Origin of the sequence: Novosphingobium anseongense (assembly GCF_037482895.1) — a bacterium.
Taxonomy (GTDB): Bacteria; Pseudomonadota; Alphaproteobacteria; order Sphingomonadales; family Sphingomonadaceae; genus Novosphingobium; species Novosphingobium anseongense.
Window position 1 is genome coordinate 1,687,409 of sequence record NZ_JBBHJZ010000001.1, and the last position, 15,847, is coordinate 1,703,255.

A 15,847-nucleotide genomic window follows, 5' to 3' on the forward strand; every position below is an offset into this window, starting at 1 on the left:
GACACAGGAGAGGTTCGAAGTCCTCGCGGCGAGGTGCGCCGGCAAAACCCGAAATGCCGGCGCGGCGGGAGCTCAGTTGCGAGGGCTGTAGGCCTTGCCATCCCCAAGGAAGCGCGCGGTCGCTTCTCGCGCTTGCCGCTCGATCTGGCCGCGGCGCGCCTGCTCGAGCGCCTCGGCGCGGAACTGCGACGCCATCAGGTTCTGGATCTGGAACTGCTGCTTGGTCGTGAGCGCGAGCAGTTGATTCGTAGCCTGCTGCGCGGCGAGCGAACCTTCGGCGCCCTGGCTGCGCAACACGATCGCCGCGAGTATCCGCGCATCGCCTTCCACGTTTTCAGCGATCTGGCTCTGGATGCTCATAGTCTGGCGGAAGCTACCCATGGCCGCTTCGAGCTGCGCGCGCGCCGAAGTCAGCCGCTGACTGCGCGTGCCGAGGCCGGTGAAATCCTGCGGGAACAGATTTTCAAACTGGCGGTCTAGCGAGCCGACCTTGAAGTCGATGCCCTGGGCCTGGCCCATGAGGCGGTCGATCTCCTGGAGCTTAGCCTGCAGTTCCTGGAGCTGCGGGAAGTCGACGCGCGCCAGATTCTTCCCCTGATTGATCAGCATCTGCGCTTCGTTCTGCAGCGACTGGATCTGGTTGTTGATCGAGGTCAGTGTGCGCGCCGCCGTCAGGATATTCTGCGCATAGTTGCTCGCATCGAACACGGGGATCGCGAGAGCCGGCGTTGCCAGAGGCCCCACGTAGACGACGGCAGCGGCGGCGCCGCTGACGAGTGCAGCCGAACTGACGGCGGACAGGATCTTGATCTTCATCACAGCTTACTCCTTGCGGTTCAGGTGTCGGAACGGGAGAAATGAGGGAGGACGTCGGCCGCCCAATTGAGGCCGGATTCCGTCAGGAAGGCCGCCAGGAAGTCGGCGCGGGAATGGTCGGCAAGCAGCCTGTCGATCCGCTTCTGCGAGGCCGGATCTGACGCGCCGCAGATGGCAAGCGCCGCGCTGCCGAGGCCCAGCTCGAACAGGCGATTTCCGCGGGCCGACTGCAGGTAATAGTGCCGCTTGGGTGTCGCCCGGCTGATCAGCTCGATCTGGCGTTCGCTGAGGCCGAAGCGCGCATAGGCCTCGAGGCTCTGTGGCTCGATCGCCCGGTCGTTCGGCAAGAGAATTCGCTGCGGACAGCTCTCGATGATGGCCGGCGCGATCGTCGAACTCGAGATATCGGCAAGGCTCTGCGTCGCGAAGACGACCGCGACGTTCTTTTTCCGCAGGACCTTGAGCCATTCGCGAATGCGCGCGGCGAAGAGCGGGTGATCGAGAAAGACCCAGGCTTCGTCGAGCACGATCAGGGTCGGCCGACCGGTGAAGCGCTCCTCAAGCCGGTGAAACAGATAGGTGAGAACGGGCGCGACGCCGCCGGCATGACCGAGCAGCGATTCGGTCTCGAAGCATTGGACGTCTGCTACCTCGAGCTGGTCCTCGGCGGCGTCGAGCAGCCGGCCAAAGGCTCCTTCGAGCGTATAGGGCGCGAGGGCCGAACGCAGCGGCAGGGACTGGAGCAGCAGCGATAGGCCGGTCAGCGTGCGTTCCTCAGGCGGCGCGCTCGCCAGGCTCGTCAGCGCGGACCAGACCGCCTCCTTGATGTCTGGCGTGACGAGCACGCGTTCGTGCTCGAGCAAAGCCCCGATCCACTCTGCCGCCCAGGCACGATGTTTCGCATCCTCGATCCGGCGAAGCGGTTGGAAGGCCAGCGCGCCGGCGCCATCACCGTCGACGGTGCCATCTTCGCCGCCAAGCCCGAGGGCATGATGCGCGCCGCCCATCGCAAGCACGGCCGCGCGCGCCGAGAACCCCTTGTCAAAGACGTAGATCTGCGCGCCCGCATAGCGGCGGAACTGGAGCGCGAGCAGGGCCAGCAGCACCGACTTGCCCGCGCCCGTCGGCCCGACGATCAGCATGTGGCCGACGTCGCCCACGTGGGTGGAGAGCCGGAACGGTGTCGAGCCCGAGCTCGTCGCATGGAGCAGCGGCGGTCCGCCGAGGTGCGCGTTCTTGTCGGGCCCGGCCCAGACACTCGACAAAGGCATCAGGTGCGCGAGGTTCAGCGTGTGGACGAGCGGCTGGCGAACATTGGCGTAGGTCTGACCGGGAAGGCTCGACAGCCAAGCCTCGACGGCGTTGACGCTCTCGCGGATACAGGTGAAGCCGAGCCCATTGACGATGCGCTCGACACTGCGGACGATATCCTCGACGCGCGCGCGATCTTCGTCGGCGACCGTGATCGTTGCGGTGAGGTGCCCGAAGGCAACATGGTCGCCGCCAAGCGCCTGGAGCGCGAGATCGGCGTCGGCGGTCTTGTTGTCGGCATCGCTGTCGAGCAGCTGGACGGGCTGATTGTACATGACCTCGCGCAGCAGCGCGGTCACGGATTTGCGCTTGTTGAACCACTGGCGACGCAGCTTGGTCAGCGCCCTCGTTGCCTCGGTCTTGTCGAGCGCAATGAAGCGGGTGACCCAGCGATAGGCGAAGCCCTGGTGATTGAGCGCATCAAGGATCCCAGGCCGGCTGACATTGGGAAACCCGAGGACAGAGAGCGTGCGCACGTGCTGATCGCCGAGCATCGGCTCGAGGCCGCCGGCGAGCGGCGTGTCGGCGAGCAGTGCGTCGAGGTAGATCGGCGTCTCGGGCACCGCGACCGCATGCCGCCGCGCCGAGACCGTGCCGTGGAGATAGGTCAGCGTGTCACCGTCATCGAGCGGGGCGATCTCGGGCATGAAGCCGGCGAAGAGATCGAAGGCACGATTGGTTTCGGCGACGAAGGCGGCAAGCGCCTGGCGCCAGTCGCGTCCCTCTCCGACCGCTTCGCGCTCGATAATCAGGCGCCCGGCGCTTTCAGCCTGATCGATGCCCGGCAGGAAGGTCAGCGTCAGGTAGTAGCGGCTCTCGAAATGCTGCCCCGCGGCCTCGAAGGCGCCGCGCCGCTCCTCATCGACGAGCCAGGAAGCCGGATCAGGGAAATGGCTCTTCGGATAGCCAAGCGCCTCGCGGCGCTCGGCCTCTATGTGGAGCGCCCAGCCCGTGCCAAAGCGCTTGAGCACATTGTTCACCCGGGCGCAGGCCGAGATCAGCTCCGACTGGCTGGCACTCTCGAGATCGGGACCGCGAAAGCGCGCCGTGCGCTGGAACGACCCATCCTTGTTGAGCACGACGCCGGGCGCGACGAGCGCCGCCCAGGGCAGATGGTCGGCGAGCCGGTCGGCCCGCTGGCGATATTCGCGAAGGTTCAGCACGAGAGATATCCCTTCTGGCGAAGGTGGCGCAGGGCGACGGGCGCAAAGTCGGGATCGCGCTTGGCTGCGAAAACTGCGGCGGTGTGGCCGAGCGCCCAGACCACCAGCCCGGCGAGCCACTGCTGGAGGCCGAGCCCGAGCGCGGCGGCGAGCGTACCGTTGACGATCGCGATCGCGCGCGGGGCGCCGCCAAGCAGGATCGGCTCGACGAGCGCGCGGTGGATCGGCGCCTCGAAGCCTTCGCAGGGCTGGTCGGGCGCGGCGATCATACGACGAGCGCCCCACCGCCGAAGCTGAAGAACGAGAGGAAGAAGCTCGAGGCGGCAAAAGCGATCGACAGGCCGAAGACGATCTGGATCAGGCGGCGGAAGCCGCCGGCAGTCTCGCCGAACGCGAGCGTCAGCCCGGTCACGATGATGATCATGACCGCAACGATTTTGGCGACAGGCCCCTGGACGGATTCCAGGACCTGCTCGAGCGGCTGCTCCCAGGGCATGCCCGAGCCCGCGGCGAATGCAGGTCCGGCGAGCGCGAGCGCGCTGGCGGCAGTGATCAGCCGAGCGCCGACGCGCATGAGGAAGTTGGCCGACATATTCAGTCTCCTTTGCTGAGCGGGAAGGTTTCAGGGGTGAGATCGATCAGCGCGTAGTTCCCGTCCGGACCAAGGCCGGTGACGCGCGCGATCGCCTCGACGCGGCGGGCCAGGCCGCGGCCGTTGATGAACACGATCGTGTCGATGGCCTCGGCGATCAGCCGGCGCGGCACTGTGACGACCGCTTCCTGGATTAGCTGCTCGAGCCGGTGGAGCGCGGCGCTGGCGGAATTGGCGTGGACGGTGGCGATCCCGCCGGGGTGGCCCGTGTTCCAGGCCTTGAGCATGTCGAGCGCTTCGCGCCCGCGCACTTCGCCGACGACGATCCGGTCGGGTCTCAGCCGCAAGGTCGAGCGCACGAGGTCCGCCATCGTGACGCTGTCCGAACGCGTGCGCAGGGCGACGACGTCGCGTGCGGCGCACTGCAACTCGCGCGTGTCCTCGATCAGGATCACGCGGTCTTCGAGATGCGCCATTTCTGCCAGCAGCGCATTGGCGAGCGTCGTCTTGCCCGATGATGTGCCGCCGACAACGAGGATGTTGCGGCGATCGACCACGGCCTGGGCCAGGACCCTTGCCGTTTCGGGCAGCATGATGCCGTCGTTGACGTAGTCGATCAGCGTGTAGATCCTGGCCGCGGGCTTTCGGATCGAGAAGCAGGGGGCGATGCTGACGGGCGGAAGAACGCCTTCGAAACGTTCGCCCGCGCCCTCACCGTGCGGCGGCAGCTCCGCCGAGACGATCGGTGCGGCCAGATGCACCTCGGTACGGGCATGCGAGGCGACCAGGCGCACGATGCGTTCGACCTGTGCCGGCTCGTAGCGGACGCCCGTCTCGCAGCGGCCCTCGCCCAGCCGATCGAGCCATAAGACACCATCGGGATTGACCATGATCTCGATCACAAGCGGATCGCCGAGCGCGGCCGCGATCGTGGGGCCCATGGCACTGCGCAACATGCCGCGTTTGCGGGCATCGGAGACCTCAAGCGTCATGCCCCGGTCTCCGCGCTCAAGCCGCCTCGCGCCGCCTCATCGTTCGAGGCGCTGAACGCAGTGCCCTTGGAGATGTTGACGCCAAGCCGATCGATGAATTCCTGGTATCGCTTGTCGCCCTTCGCCTTCGCCGCCGGATCCATCTCTTGGAGCGAGGCCGTCACCGTCAGTTCGTGATGGACGAGGAGCATCAGCGCCTCGAGCGTGTAGACGGCGAGCTCGAGGCCTTGATGCACCTGCTGGCTCACGCGGTCCTGCTTGCGCGAGATGCGGTCGAGCCGTTGCTGTAGCATGGTGCCGGCGCTCTTCTCGGCACGGATCCGCAGCCACTCGCGCAGCCCGTCGTTCACGAGCTGCGACTTGTTGCCCCCCTTATGACCGGCGAGCGCATCAAGCGCGTCGGCGACGTCGCGTTCGAAGTAGATGTTCTGGCGAAAGCGCATGGGTTCACATCCCTGGAAAGAGGTCGGGTTCCTGATCGCGGCCCTGGTTCATGGCGTGGGCGCGGACGATCGCGCTGGTGACGCGATCGATCGCGCGCTTGTCCGAAACCGGATCGCTATCGTCCCGTTCGGGCTCTGCGATCTCCTCGGCTGGCGCGATCTCGGGCTTGGCTGATGCAATCTCCTCGCCGGGCACCTTCTGCTGCTCGAGTCCGCCATCGTCGGCCGTCGGATCGCCGGGTCCCGCTTCGCCATCGTCACCGAGGCCTGGACCTGCAGCCAGGCCTTCCCAGTCGTCGGGACGCACGGCCGGGCGATCGCAATAAATGCCCGTGCCGAGGCGCGGCGGATCGACAACGCGGCCCGCAAAATTGGGATCTTCGTAGTAGCGCAGCTTGGTCGCCCGGATCGGCGACATACCGGCGACGAGAACGAGCTCATCGTGGGCCGGGAGCTGCATGACCTCGCCCTGCGTCAAGAGCGGACGCGCGGTCTCCTGGCGGCTGACCATGACATGAGCGAGCCAGGGGGCGAGGCGATGCCCGGCATAGTTGCGCATGGCGCGCTGCTCGGTCGCGACGCCGAGCGCTTCGGAAATCCGGCGCGCGGTACGCTCGTCGTTGGTCGCGAAGGCGACGCGCACGTGGCAATTGTCGAGGATCGAATTGTGCTCGCCGTAGGCCTTCTCGATCTGGTTGAGGCTTTGGGCGATCAGGAATGCGCGCACCCCATAGCCTGCCATGAAGGCGAGGCTCGTCTCGAAGAAGTCCAGGCGGCCGAGCGCGGGAAACTCGTCGAGCATCATGAGGAGCTGGTGCCGGCGCGCGCCGCCTTCGTCCTCGAGTGTCTCGGTCAGGCGCCGGCCGATCTGGTTCAGCACGAGCCTTACGAGAGGCTTAGTCCGGCTGATGTCCGAAGGCGGAATGACGAGGTAAAGCGAAACCGGGTGCGCAGCGTCGACGAGATCGGCGATCCGCCAGTCGCTGCGCGAGGTGACCTCGGCGACCGTCGGGTCGCGGTAGAGGCCAAGGAACGACATGGCGGTCGAGAGCACGCCCGAGCGCTCGTTCTCGCTCTTGTTGAGCAATTCGCGCGCAGCCGAGGCGACGACGGGATGAACGCGGCCCTTACCCAGATGCTCGGCGGTCATCATCCGCTTGAGCATCGCGGCGAACGTGCGTTCGGGATCGGACAGGAAGGTTGCGACCCGCGCGAGGGTCTTTTCCGGTTCGGCGTAGAGCACGTGGAGAATTGCGCCCACGAGCAGCGAATGGCTGGTCTTCTCCCAATGGTTACGACGCTCGAGCGCGCCTTCCGGGTCGACTAGCATGTCGGCGACGTTCTGCACGTCGCGAACCTCGTGTTCGCCGCGGCGCACTTCGAGAAGCGGATTGTAGTGCGCCGAGCGCTTGTCGGTCGGGTTGAACAGGAGCGCGTGGCCAAAGCGCGAACGCCAGCCGGCGGTCAGCTTCCAGTTCTCCCCCTTGATGTCGTGGACCACGGCCGAGCCGGTCCAGGCGAGCAGGGTCGGGACCACCAGGCCCACGCCCTTGCCCGACCTGGTCGGCGCGAAGGCGAGCACATGCTCGGGCCCATCGTGCCGCAGATAGCGGCGCCCGCAGCGGCCGAGGAAGAAGCCGCGGTCACCGAAGAGCCCCGCCCGCACCATATCCCGCCGTGTCGCCCAGCGAGCCGAGCCGTAGGTCGTGACGTGGCGGGACTGGCGTGCCCGCCAGAGCGAGCCTGCAATCGCCGATGCGCATCCCAGGAAGCCGCTGGCGCCGGCCAGTGCGCCGGCCTTGTCGAAAATCTCAGGCGCGTAGGCCTCGTAGAAGTACCACCAGACGAAGAGGCTCCAGGGGCGATAGACCGGATAGCCCGCAAACGAGAACCACGCCGGGCCGAGCTGCTCCTGGTAGCCGAGCATCGCCGCGCACCATTGGGTCGCGGCCCAGACGCCCGCCAGGACGATCGCGAAGACCAGGAGGATCTGACCGATGAGGAGCTTGGTCGGCGACATGGCAGGCCTTGGGACAATGGGTGGGAACCGGTCTTTCGGCCCCGCCAATTTCCCACGTCGGGCCCCCCCAAGTTAGCGTCTCTGCGCCGACTCTCGCCGACTCCCGCCGACTCCTGCCGACTCGCTTCTCGCGGTCCGATGATGCCGCGGCCCTCTCCGCCCCCCCTGCGCGTGCGAGTCGCGGCTTGAGCAAAATTGCTGGCTCGCAGGCTGGCTGGATGGTCCGTTACGGTATTTTTGCCGGTGGATTTCGCGCCGTGGGCCGATGGACCGTGCATTTCGCGCGCGATATCCCGCGGTCCAGATTTTCAAGGAGACGCCTGATGAACAATTCCGAACTCGTTGACGCCCTCGCCGCCCAGCTCGATCTCACCAAGGCCGATGCCCGTAAATATGTCGACGCGGTCTTCTCGGTGATCACCGAGGCCGCGACCAAGGGTGACGAGGTGTCGCTCAACGGTTTCGGCAAGTTCAAGGTAAAGGCCTCGCCTGCGCGCACGGGTCGCAATCCGACCACTGGCGAACCCATCCAGATCGCCGCCTCGAAGAAGCTGACCTTCGCGGCGGCCAAGGCCGTCAAGGACAAGCTCAACGGCTGACCCACCTTCGTGTCGGGATTGTACAATTCCCGAAGCGCAGTCGTGATATGCTGAAGCTGCGACCGGGGTATCTCGTCGCAAGACTGGATGCCTCATTGGGGCCTGCTCGCATCGACGCGCAGGCCCTCTTCTTTTGCAGTCTTGGTCGGCCCCTCAGGAAATGCCCGGGCCGCCACGTTGCCGTCCGAACGTCCAGCTGATGCCGCTCTCCCGAACGAGACCGCTGACGACCTTGTCGGCATGAGGCTCGAGTACGGGCCGCCATGGCACCAGCGTGAACTCGCGGCTTTGCTCGATCAGCGCAAAGCGCCCGCTCACCATGTCGATGCGCCGCCGGTAGATCCCCTCGATCCGCTCCCCGGGCTTGCTCTCCGCAAAGCGAAGACCGAGCTCTCTCGAGAGCTGGCCCGCCACGCGCAGGAGTTCGCGGCGACGGAGCCGTTCGATGAGGTCAGGCGCATATCGCCATTCCTCTCCCTGGCCGCTAGCGAGGCCCTGCTCGACGAGCCATGCGCATCGGGCTCGCAAGGCCTGGCTGAGGTCGCGCCCGAATCCGGTGTCGGCTCGGTCCTGCTCGTCAGACGAGACCAATTGCCGATCGAGCCAGGTCGCGGCGTCGGCTACCGAGAGCTGACGGACCGGCACGGGCGAGAGGACCTCGACGCTGACCGGCGCCTCTCTTGCTCGCACGGCTTCGAACTGTGCCGCGCGCGCCAGATGATCGGTGCCGACGCGCCAGGTTCCATCCGCCTCCCGCTCGGGGGCCCCGAGCGCGCGGCGCATCGCTTCGAGGCGGCGGACATGGGTCTCGGCAAATGCATGGCTCGCATCGGGGTCGTGATCACGGTGCAGTTCGGCCGAGTACAAACCATCGTTTGACCGTGCGACGTCGGCGATCGTGCGGTCCACCGCGCGCGGCGAGGCATCGCGCGGCGATACCGCGACCACGCCTTCCCTTGGCAGGTCGCCGGTCGCCTCGGCCTTGCCGATGTCGACGTAATGACTTCGGCCATCGGCTCCGTCGATGATCAGGTAGTGGCGGTCCTGGAACTCGTCGGAGAGGCCCCGCGAGACGAGGCGGCCGACCAGCGGGGCCGGCCGATCCGAGGCGGGCTCGAAGATCACCCGCGACCGCGCCGGCGGCGGCTCTTCGCCGCGGGCCGTATAGGCACGCTGCATCGTGCGGATGATGTCGCCGCGTTCGCCCATCGCCTGCAATGTCGCGGTGAGGTCGGACGAGAGACGCCAGCCGCCTTCCTCGCGAGCCGCAAGGCCAAGGCGCTCGAGCTCGCGAAGACGCCCGATCTTCACAGTCTGCTGGAATGGATCGTGCGCCGTAGGCGTGATCAAGCCATTGTCGGCTTCGCGCACGAGCATGCGATCGATGCTTGTCAGGCGCTCCTGCCCGACCTCGGCGACCAGCCTTTCGCGTATCGCAACATCGCTGCGCGGTCCTAGATCGAGATCGACGAGTTCGACCGCGCGCGCGCGCATGCCGTGCCGGATATAGTCACGCGCTATGACGAGATCCTTCCCCGCCTCGTCCTTGCCGCGAACGATCACGTGGACGTGTGGATGGGCCGTGTCGAAGTGATCGGCGGCCACCCAATCGAGCCGTGTTCCGAGATCCTCCTCCATCCGCGACATGAGGCGCCGCGTCAGGCCCTTGAGATCATCGTATTCGCCCCCGTCCTCGGGCGAAACGATGAAGCGGAACTGGTGGCGGTCTCCCGACGAGCGATCGACGAAGGCCTGGCGGTCCGCTCGGTCGCTGGCCGCATCGTAGAGCGTTTCCCGCTCCCCCGATCGGCTCGTGCCGTCGCGCTCGATATAGCGCAGATGGGCCTTGGCCGCCCCCATCCCCTGCGCCCCCAGCCGGACGATCCGCGCCTTGACGATGACACGCCGGCCGCGAAAGGCGGCAAGCCGGTCGCGGCCCGCGAACACTTGGCCCATGCCGACGCCACGGCCGATCCTGCTGCCGGTAAAGCCTCGCGAGCCCTTCACCGCGCGGCCGCCCCGGGCGCGGTTGGTGGCAACGAGGATCGCGTGAAGCGCGGGACGGGCAAGGCGGCCTCGGCCGCGCGCATTCTGCCGGCCAAGTCTGGGCTCGAAGTCGTCTTCGTTGGACATGCCAATCTCGCGGGAACGGTTTAAGGCGGCCTAGCCTGCACCAGGTCGGCCTTCACGAAAATCGGTGCCGCCAAAAACCCAGCATTTCCGCGCCTCTCGCTAGGAGACGGCACCGTCCGACTCGGCACGGCACTGTTTGCCTCTTCCGAAAAACGATGTGCAAACAACAGCTTATGGCACGATATCCGCCAGGACAGTGCCATTGCTTTATATCTTGCCCTCCGCCCGCTCTCGCTTTTCCGGCCTCACTCTCACCTTCAGCTCACCGGGCAACATCCCCAGGATCCGCCGCCTGGGACCACGCAAAAGGGCTCCCGAGCGAAACCGCCCGGAAGCCCTGATCTGCTGTTCAAGCCCGTTGTTCTTGCTTGGAAAATTCCGCCTTGGCCAGTTCCAATTCGGCTGTGATCTGTTCGCGCTCGCTGGGATCGTCGCATGCCGAAAGCTCGGCGCGAAGCTCTTCGATCTGCTGCTCGATGGACATGAGTTCCTCCTGATTGTCGTGATGACGGGAGGCGCGCCCGGCGCTGCGCGGCCCGGGTCAAGGACCGCGAAGCGGCCGCGTCAGCGGCGATCGGGGTAACGATTTTTTGCGGGCGGACAGCGCTCGCGGGCGCGCGCAAGGCCCGCGCCGCCCGCAAAAAATGGTGGGTCCCGATCGTCCTTGAGGCGGGCCGCGCAGCGCCGGATACTGGGCGGACCCGAGCAGAAAATCCCTTCTCCACCTCGCCAGTCCGAAAAGGAATCGCCGCGCATCCGGGTGTCGCGAATGCAAAAATAGCCCCGCGCGGATCGCTCCGCGCGGGGCTTGCCGGCTCAGTTGCCGGGGTTCCAAATCAGGGCGAAGGTATCATCGTCGTCCTGGCCGGCGGCGCGACCGAGGTTGGCAAAGAGCGGCCGATTGCCGAGTTCCGGCGCTGAGATCGAGACGCGAATATACTCGTTGCCGCTGACCTCGCCGGTGCGGATCCAGCCACCGCCCAGTTCCACGCCGCTGGCGAAAACGCGGTAGTCGGGCTGATCGCCCATCTTGGACCGGTTGGGCACGAGCTGGATGTCGGCGCTGACCGAAAGCGTGCGGATGTTGCCCTTGAAGCTGCCGTCGCTCTGGCGCGTCACGTGTCCGATTGCAGGCATGATAGTTCTCCTTGGTTTCGATCGTCCGGACCACTTCCGGGCGATGGCCGACCGAGGGGAACGGCGAGAGGACCGGCGGCGAACCGCAGGCCGAAGCGCAGCGAAGGACCGGAGCGGGCGGGCTGATTTGGACGCGAAGCGGGCGCGAGGAGCCGCCGTCAGGCGGCGGGGAAATCAGTCGGCACGCGATGGTTTAGGCCGCCGGGCCTGCCGTTCCAGGTCAGGGCCTGAGCCACGAAGGAGGTCCGGCTGGAACCGGAAAATCATGCCGGCCTCGGACCCGCGACAACGCCCGGGCGATCCCGAAAGGGGATAACCCGGACCATTTCATATGACCGATCAATCGCTTATAGCCGCCCGGCAATGGGGGATCAGAACACAACACTGGAACGCGTCCGGCGACTGGTCGAGCGCTTGGCACCGACACCGATCTGCGACGATTGCATCGCGGACCGGATCGATGACGGACACATCGAGGAGGTCCGGCCCTGCACGCAGGAACTCACGGCCGAACGGGGCTTCGAACGTGACAACGATGCCTGCGGTCTATGCGGCGAGCGCCATACGGTGATCCGCAAGAACCGCTAGGCCGAAGACGGTCAGGCCGCTGGCGTGTTCGCCGGCTTGCGGCCGCGGCGCGCAGGACTGGCTTTGGCCGTATCGGCGGCGGGCTTCGTCGATCTGTTTGCTTTCTCCCCGGGCTTGCGGCCAAGGCCCAATTTCTTCGCGATGGCGCGGCGCTGCGCCGCATAGGTTTCGGCGACCATGGGATAGTCGGACTTGAGCCTGTAACGCTCCCGGTATTCGGCCGGTGTCAGACCGTGCGTCGACAGGTGACGCTTCAAGGTCCGGTAGGGCTTGCCATCGATCAGCGAGATCAGGTGATCCTTCGACGCGAGCGAACGGCGAACAGAAACCGCGCCGACAAAATCGGGCTTTGATGCAACTACTTCCTCGCTGACGGCAGGCACCGTGGCGAGATCTTTGACTGCACCATGCATGGTCTGGAGAAAGGCCGGAACGTCCTCGGCAGCGGCGCGCGTATTGGGATTGGAGAGCCAAGCGATGGTCAACTCGGTCGCGAATTCGAGAAATTCGGTCGGGGAATTCGAAGTGTCGTCAGCCATGATGCGCGCCTTTTCTGCTGCTGCTCCGATCTACCCCGACTAACACAAAGGTCAACGCGGGACAGGATTGAGAGATTTCTTGCCGTGATCTGCAAAGACAGGCCAGAAGCCGAATACCCTACGAAAAATATTGCGCCGCGAGGCCGAAGGCCGCGCGGCGCGCGAAAATATTGGGCCGGATGAATGCCCGGCGGCGACCCGCGTCGCCGCCGGGATGACTTTCAGGCGGCGAGCGGTGGCGCCGTTTCGGCCTCGGGCGGCTCGGGGGTAACGGCGAGATCCTCCGGCAATTGCGCCCGTGCCGCTTGCGCCCTTTCATTCGCCAAGACCGAACCGACGCCGCCCCGCGACGTGTAGGCCGAAGGCGGGAAGGCCATCCAGCGGGGCACCCAGCCCTCGACCTTTTCGCGGCCATCGGCACCTTCGAGGTGGGCACTGATGATACCCTTCAAGGTCTTGCCCTTTTCCTTGGCATTCGCCTCGGCAACGCGCGGGCCCGCGACGTCTGCGACCATGGCGAGAAGGACCTCGCGGTCGCGCAACTGCGCGAAGAGCGCATCGTCGGCCTGCCAATGATCGGCCATATCGACACCGATTTCGGCGGCGACGGCATCGACGGCGGGGCTGCCCGCCTGCAGTGTTTCGCCCATGACCACGGCGAGCACGGCCATCACATCGTCGTCGCCCAGCGCCATGAGCCGCAGGAACAGACCGACAAGGCCAAAGGCGTCGGCACTGCCGCCGGTCACCCCCGGTTCCTCCTCGGACATGGCGAGCAGACGCAGGACCTTGACCCGGGCGTGATCGAACACGGCCTCGCCGCTCGCTTCGGCCACGCTGCGGGCGATGTCGTTGTCGCGCGTGGCCTGTGGTTCTGGCCGCACGGTCCAGAGAGGCGAGCCGATGATGGCGTGCGCGACCATAAGGCGCAGCGCGGCCCCCGGATGGCCGAGCAATACCGCGCGTGTCGCCGCGTGGCGATGGAGGTCTATATAGGAGCCGAGATTGGCGGTAACCTCGGCGCGCGCGGGCTTGGACTCGGGCTCGCTGGTCTCGCCCTTTGCAACGACGCGCGCCTCTTTCTGGCTGACATAGCCCTCGTGGAATGTGACCTCGCCGTTATCGCGCACGTCGATGAAGACGCGCCCGCCCTTGCGCTTGGGCGCCTTCTCGTGCTGCCAGGCATGGAAGTATTCGCCGCGAGGCACGACGACCACCTCGCGCCAGCCGGCTTCGAGATAGGCCGCGCGCCGCGCCTCGATCGCCTCCTCCTGCCGGGTCCAGAAGTCTTGTGCGTCGGCAAAATAGGCGTCCTCGCCGAAGAGATCGGCGACGAGCGTGACATCGGTCGTATCGAAAAGGGCATGGCGGGCGGGAATGGACTGCCCGCCGAGCAGCCAAGTCTTGAGGCCGTGGCCGGTGGGCGTGCGCTGATCGGCATCGTCGTGGATAGCCAGCCACTCGCGCTGGCGCGACTTGCTCGCGAGCGTCAGGTGGCGGACGGTCGCGCGGTCGATCTCCTCGCGCCGGTAGAGGTCGCGGATGCGCGGCAGGAGGTTGCCGAGCGCGAGGACGCGTTTGACCATGAGGTCGGGCATGCCAAAGGTTTCGGCGATCTCGGCGGGGTCACGGCCTTCCTTCACGAGACGCACGAAGGTTTCCCACTGGGTGACCTCGTCGGGATCGCGGCGGGCGACGTTCTCGATCAGCGAGGCCTCGATGGCGGCGGCATCATCGCCGTCTTCGAGGACCGCGCAGGCGAGCGCGCCGTGGTCGAAGCCGTCGGCAGCGGCGAGGCCGTGCGCGACCCAGCGCCGGGCCCCGGCGACGATCCCCCATGCGCCATCCGCGTTCGCGGGCTTGACGATCAGGGGCTGGATGACGCCGCGCTTGCGGACGGTGCCGATGATATCCGACACATCGGGGGCCTTGCGCCCGTAGCGCATATTGGTCTTGTCGATGAACAGCTTGCCGTGTTCGATAAATTGAAGTTTCATTGCGGGTACCTCAACATGGGTGCCGGTCCGCGTTTCATTAGCGTGCATCGCGGACCGGCTTAGGTTGGGCGGCGAACGGCCGCCCGCGTCATCCGTCTGCTGACGGAAGCTCGTCGTTTTGGGCGCCGGGGTTGGCGGCGGGATCGGCAGGCAGGCCGCCATTGGGATCGCCCTGATTTCGCCTGAGTAGGGCCTCGGCCTGAATGATCGAGCCGAGACGGCGCGCGGCCTTGGCCCAGACCGACAGGGCGTGGGTGCTTGCAAAATGCTCGTCGCGCTCGATGCGGAGGCCGAAGGGCAGGCGCACGTCGGCGATCTCGGCGAGGCTGAACGAGCCGAGTTCGGGGCAGCCGAAGCCGAGATCGGCAAGGCCGAAGAGCGTGTCGCCATCGGCATCGAGTTCGGTTGCGAGCCATGTGCCCGCCCCCAAAGGATTGAACAGCTTGAGCACGGGAACCGGATCGGGCTCGACTTCCTCGCGCCGCTGGGCGGCGCGGTGCGCGGCGTCGTTGGTGCGCAGCGCGATGCGGGTTTCGGGAGTGAGGAGGATCATGCCGCCGCCCTCCCCTCGACCATCGTGTCCGAAGCATCGGCGAACCGCGCAAGCAGCCATTCGGCGGCCTTGCTGGCTTGGCTCGCGGCGCGGAAGATCGCGCGGTTATCCTCGTGAAGGACCTCGAGCCAAGCGCCGATGTAGTCGGCATGCCTGACGGTCGGCACGATGCCGAGCGAAGCGCAGAGGAAGGCGCTGCCCATTTCAGCCACGAGTTCCTCGCGCGCATAGTCCTTGGAGCCGAAGGCGTTCTTGAGATTGCGCGCGAGCCGCGAGGCATGTCCGGTGGCGTGGGTCAGTTCGTGGAAGCAGGTGCGATAGTAATTGATCTGGTCGCGGAACGCGGGTTGCGGCGGCACCCCGACAAAATCGGCCTCAGGCGCATAGTAGGCGCGGCTGCCGCCGACGCGAAAGTCGATGCCCGAAGCCGTGATCAGGCATTCGCCGATGGGCTCGACCTCACGGTCGGGCAAAGGCGCGGGCTCGGCAAAAAGCCCCTCGGGCAAGCCGTCGATCTGCGCAGTATTGAACACAGTGAAGCGTTTGAGGAACGGGACGGCGCGCGCCTCCCCGCCCTCCTGCGCGGCGCGGGTCTTCTCGGCTTCCGGCGTGAAGCGGTCGGCATAAACCACGCAGGTCCCGTGCTCGCCTTTGCGCACCGATCCGCCTGCCGCGATGGCTTGGCGGAAGGTGAGCCAGCCTTGCGAGGGATAACCCGCCTCGATGACCGCGCCCCAGAGGATCAGGACGTTGATCCCCGAATAGGGCCGCCCGCTCACGGCATTGCGCGGCAGTCCCGCACAGGGGCCCGCCCCGACCGTATTGCTCCACGGCTGGACCCATGGCAGGCGCCCGGCTTCCAGCTCGGCGATGATCCGTCTCGTCACCTCGTCGTAGAGGTTGCGCGGCTCGGCCTCGCGGTCCGCGCGGCGGTTCGGGGTATGCGGCATGGCTTCCTCCAGCA

16 protein-coding genes are annotated in these 15,847 nt (G+C 66.4%); 2 read left to right on the forward strand and 14 right to left on the reverse strand.

Translation table 11 applies throughout. The features are described from left to right. Positions 1-72: 72 nt before the first annotated feature. Genes trbJ through WG901_RS08000 form a run of 7 tightly spaced genes read right to left on the reverse strand, consistent with a single transcriptional unit; the run spans position 73 to position 7,337 of the window. A complete protein-coding gene (trbJ, locus tag WG901_RS07970) occupies positions 73-816 on the reverse strand; it encodes a P-type conjugative transfer protein TrbJ (protein ID WP_339586473.1) in 744 nt (247 codons plus the stop codon). Positions 817-836: 20 nt separating this feature from the next. Next, positions 837-3,290, reverse strand: a complete 2,454-nt coding sequence (trbE, locus tag WG901_RS07975; RefSeq protein WP_339586474.1) for a conjugal transfer protein TrbE — start codon at positions 3,288-3,290, stop codon at positions 837-839. Further along, positions 3,284-3,559: a VirB3 family type IV secretion system protein gene (locus WG901_RS07980; RefSeq protein WP_339586475.1), complete on the reverse strand. Its 276-nt coding sequence runs from the start codon at positions 3,557-3,559 to the stop codon at positions 3,284-3,286. Before WG901_RS07980 ends, trbE begins: the two co-directional genes overlap by 7 nt. After that, on the reverse strand, positions 3,556-3,882 hold the full coding sequence (locus tag WG901_RS07985) for a TrbC/VirB2 family protein (protein ID WP_339586476.1): 327 nt from the start codon (positions 3,880-3,882) through the stop codon (positions 3,556-3,558). The genes WG901_RS07980 and WG901_RS07985 overlap by 4 nt, the downstream gene beginning before the upstream one ends. Before the next feature lie 2 nt (positions 3,883-3,884). Next, a complete protein-coding gene (trbB, locus tag WG901_RS07990; RefSeq protein WP_339586477.1) occupies positions 3,885-4,874 on the reverse strand; it encodes a P-type conjugative transfer ATPase TrbB in 990 nt (329 codons plus the stop codon). Then, positions 4,871-5,317: a CopG family transcriptional regulator gene (locus WG901_RS07995; RefSeq protein ID WP_339586478.1), complete on the reverse strand. Its 447-nt coding sequence runs from the start codon at positions 5,315-5,317 to the stop codon at positions 4,871-4,873. The genes trbB and WG901_RS07995 overlap by 4 nt, the downstream gene beginning before the upstream one ends. 4 nt (positions 5,318-5,321) lie before the next feature. Continuing rightward, a complete protein-coding gene (locus tag WG901_RS08000) occupies positions 5,322-7,337 on the reverse strand; it encodes a conjugal transfer protein TraG (protein ID WP_339586479.1) in 2,016 nt (671 codons plus the stop codon). Between the two features lie 323 nt (positions 7,338-7,660). Between WG901_RS08000 and WG901_RS08005 the strand changes: the two genes are divergently transcribed. Beyond that, positions 7,661-7,936, forward strand: coding sequence for an HU family DNA-binding protein (locus WG901_RS08005; protein ID WP_339586480.1), 276 nt, complete (start codon positions 7,661-7,663; stop codon positions 7,934-7,936). Positions 7,937-8,089: 153 nt separating this feature from the next. On the opposite strand, the gene rlxS is transcribed toward WG901_RS08005, so the two are convergent. The 3 genes from rlxS to WG901_RS08020 form a co-directional block, all read right to left on the reverse strand. After that, positions 8,090-10,069 (reverse strand): relaxase/mobilization nuclease RlxS, encoded by a 1,980-nt coding sequence (gene rlxS / locus WG901_RS08010; protein WP_339586481.1) that lies wholly within the window; start codon positions 10,067-10,069, stop codon positions 8,090-8,092. A 349-nt stretch (positions 10,070-10,418) separates the two neighbouring features. Continuing rightward, positions 10,419-10,553, reverse strand: a complete 135-nt coding sequence (locus WG901_RS08015; protein ID WP_339586482.1) for a hypothetical protein — start codon at positions 10,551-10,553, stop codon at positions 10,419-10,421. A gap of 332 nt (positions 10,554-10,885) precedes the next feature. Beyond that, on the reverse strand, positions 10,886-11,206 hold the full coding sequence (locus WG901_RS08020) for a DUF736 domain-containing protein (RefSeq protein WP_339586483.1): 321 nt from the start codon (positions 11,204-11,206) through the stop codon (positions 10,886-10,888). 363 nt (positions 11,207-11,569) lie between these two features. Between WG901_RS08020 and WG901_RS08025 the strand changes: the two genes are divergently transcribed. Then, on the forward strand, positions 11,570-11,794 hold the full coding sequence (locus tag WG901_RS08025) for a hypothetical protein (RefSeq protein WP_339586484.1): 225 nt from the start codon (positions 11,570-11,572) through the stop codon (positions 11,792-11,794). Positions 11,795-11,805: 11 nt separating this feature from the next. Here WG901_RS08025 and WG901_RS08030 read toward each other — a convergent pair whose 3' ends face one another. The 4 genes from WG901_RS08030 to WG901_RS08045 form a co-directional block, all read right to left on the reverse strand. Continuing rightward, a complete protein-coding gene (locus tag WG901_RS08030; RefSeq protein WP_339586485.1) occupies positions 11,806-12,333 on the reverse strand; it encodes a Ros/MucR family transcriptional regulator in 528 nt (175 codons plus the stop codon). Positions 12,334-12,554: 221 nt separating this feature from the next. Continuing rightward, positions 12,555-14,330, reverse strand: coding sequence for a ParB/RepB/Spo0J family partition protein (locus WG901_RS08035; protein ID WP_339586486.1), 1,776 nt, complete (start codon positions 14,328-14,330; stop codon positions 12,555-12,557). A gap of 88 nt (positions 14,331-14,418) precedes the next feature. Then, complete coding sequence (locus WG901_RS08040; protein ID WP_339586487.1) at positions 14,419-14,883, reverse strand: DUF2958 domain-containing protein; 465 nt, start codon at positions 14,881-14,883, stop codon at positions 14,419-14,421. After that, on the reverse strand, positions 14,880-15,833 hold the full coding sequence (locus WG901_RS08045) for an ArdC family protein (RefSeq protein ID WP_339586488.1): 954 nt from the start codon (positions 15,831-15,833) through the stop codon (positions 14,880-14,882). The genes WG901_RS08040 and WG901_RS08045 overlap by 4 nt, the downstream gene beginning before the upstream one ends. Positions 15,834-15,847: the final 14 nt, after the last annotated feature.